This is a genomic window from Pseudomonas sp. B414 (genome assembly GCF_055408445.1).
This window is the reverse complement of the sequence record NZ_JBUZTQ010000073.1, coordinates 1-2601: the sequence shown is the minus strand read 5'-3', so window position 1 is coordinate 2601 and position 2601 is coordinate 1. Positions and strand designations below refer to the sequence as shown.

The window sequence follows — 2601 nt, the reverse complement described above, 5'->3', positions numbered from 1 at the left end:
ATGGGGAAACCCCACACTACCATCGGCGATGCATCGTTTCACTACTGAGTTCGGGATGGGATCAGGTGGTTCCAATGCTCTATGGTCGTCAAGAAATTCGGTAGCCAGGTCGTTTACCTTTCGGTTTACGCTCCAGCGAATGGGTATGTAATAGTTAGGTGTTTTGTGAACCGCAAACTTTCGGTTTGTATCGTCTTCACACACCGCAATTCGCTTCTAAGCAAATTGCTTGGGTGTTATATGGTCAAGCCTCACGGGCAATTAGTATTGGTTAGCTCAACGCCTCACAGCGCTTACACACCCAACCTATCAACGTCGTAGTCTTCGACGGCCCTTTAGGGAACTCAAGGTTCCAGTGAGATCTCATCTTGAGGCAAGTTTCCCGCTTAGATGCTTTCAGCGGTTATCTTTCCCGAACATAGCTACCCGGCAATGCCACTGGCGTGACAACCGGAACACCAGAGGTTCGTCCACTCCGGTCCTCTCGTACTAGGAGCAGCCCCTCTCAAATCTCAAACGTCCACGGCAGATAGGGACCGAACTGTCTCACGACGTTCTAAACCCAGCTCGCGTACCACTTTAAATGGCGAACAGCCATACCCTTGGGACCGGCTTCAGCCCCAGGATGTGATGAGCCGACATCGAGGTGCCAAACACCGCCGTCGATATGAACTCTTGGGCGGTATCAGCCTGTTATCCCCGGAGTACCTTTTATCCGTTGAGCGATGGCCCTTCCATACAGAACCACCGGATCACTAAGACCTACTTTCGTACCTGCTCGACGTGTCTGTCTCGCAGTCAAGCGCGCTTTTGCCTTTATACTCTACGACCGATTTCCGACCGGTCTGAGCGCACCTTCGTACTCCTCCGTTACTCTTTAGGAGGAGACCGCCCCAGTCAAACTACCCACCATACACTGTCCTCGATCCGGATAACGGACCTGAGTTAGAACCTCAAAGTTGCCAGGGTGGTATTTCAAGGTTGGCTCCACGCAGACTGGCGTCCACGCTTCAAAGCCTCCCACCTATCCTACACAAGCAAATTCAAAGTCCAGTGCAAAGCTATAGTAAAGGTTCACGGGGTCTTTCCGTCTAGCCGCGGATACACTGCATCTTCACAGCGATTTCAATTTCACTGAGTCTCGGGTGGAGACAGCGCCGCCATCGTTACGCCATTCGTGCAGGTCGGAACTTACCCGACAAGGAATTTCGCTACCTTAGGACCGTTATAGTTACGGCCGCCGTTTACCGGGGCTTCGATCAAGAGCTTCGCGTTAGCTAACCCCATCAATTAACCTTCCGGCACCGGGCAGGCGTCACACCCTATACGTCCACTTTCGTGTTTGCAGAGTGCTGTGTTTTTAATAAACAGTCGCAGCGGCCTGGTATCTTCGACCGGCAGGGGCTTACGCAGTAAATGCTTCACCTCCACCGGCGCACCTTCTCCCGAAGTTACGGTGCCATTTTGCCTAGTTCCTTCACCCGAGTTCTCTCAAGCGCCTTGGTATTCTCTACCCAACCACCTGTGTCGGTTTGGGGTACGGTTCCTGGTTACCTGAAGCTTAGAAGCTTTTCTTGGAAGCATGGCATCAACCACTTCGTGTTCTAAAAGAACACTCGTCATCAGCTCTCGGCCTTAGAATCCCGGATTTACCTAAGATTCCAGCCTACCACCTTAAACTTGGACAACCAACGCCAAGCTGGCCTAGCCTTCTCCGTCCCTCCATCGCAATAACCAGAAGTACAGGAATATTAACCTGTTTTCCATCGACTACGCTTTTCAGCCTCGCCTTAGGGACCGACTAACCCTGCGTCGATTAACGTTGCGCAGGAAACCTTGGTCTTTCGGCGTGGGTGTTTTTCACACCCATTATCGTTACTCATGTCAGCATTCGCACTTCTGATACCTCCAGCAAGCTTCTCAACTCACCTTCACAGGCTTACAGAACGCTCCTCTACCGCATCATCCTAAGATGATACCCGTAGCTTCGGTGTATGGTTTGAGCCCCGTTAAATCTTCCGCGCAGGCCGACTCGACTAGTGAGCTATTACGCTTTCTTTAAAGGGTGGCTGCTTCTAAGCCAACCTCCTAGCTGTCTAAGCCTTCCCACATCGTTTCCCACTTAACCATAACTTTGGGACCTTAGCTGACGGTCTGGGTTGTTTCCCTTTTCACGACGGACGTTAGCACCCGCCGTGTGTCTCCCATGCTCGGCACTTGTAGGTATTCGGAGTTTGCATCGGTTTGGTAAGTCGGGATGACCCCCTAGCCGAAACAGTGCTCTACCCCCTACAGTGATACATGAGGCGCTACCTAAATAGCTTTCGAGGAGAACCAGCTATCTCCGAGCTTGATTAGCCTTTCACTCCGATCCACAGGTCATCCGCTAACTTTTCAACGGTAGTCGGTTCGGTCCTCCAGTTAGTGTTACCCAACCTTCAACCTGCCCATGGATAGATCGCCCGGTTTCGGGTCTATTCCCAGCGACTAGACGCCCTATTAAGACTCGCTTTCGCTACGCCTCCCCTATTCGGTTAAGCTTGCCACTGAAAATAAGTCGCTGACCCATTATACAAAAGGTACGCAGTCACCCAACAAAGT

Annotated in this window: 2 rRNA genes; both read right to left on the bottom strand. The window is 51.6% G+C overall.

The features are described from left to right. A 5S ribosomal RNA gene (gene rrf / locus ACZRMH_RS25710) occupies positions 1-93 on the bottom strand; the annotation flags it as partial. A gap of 147 nt (positions 94-240) precedes the next feature. Then, positions 241-2601: ribosomal RNA gene (locus ACZRMH_RS25705) — 23S ribosomal RNA — on the bottom strand; the annotation flags it as partial.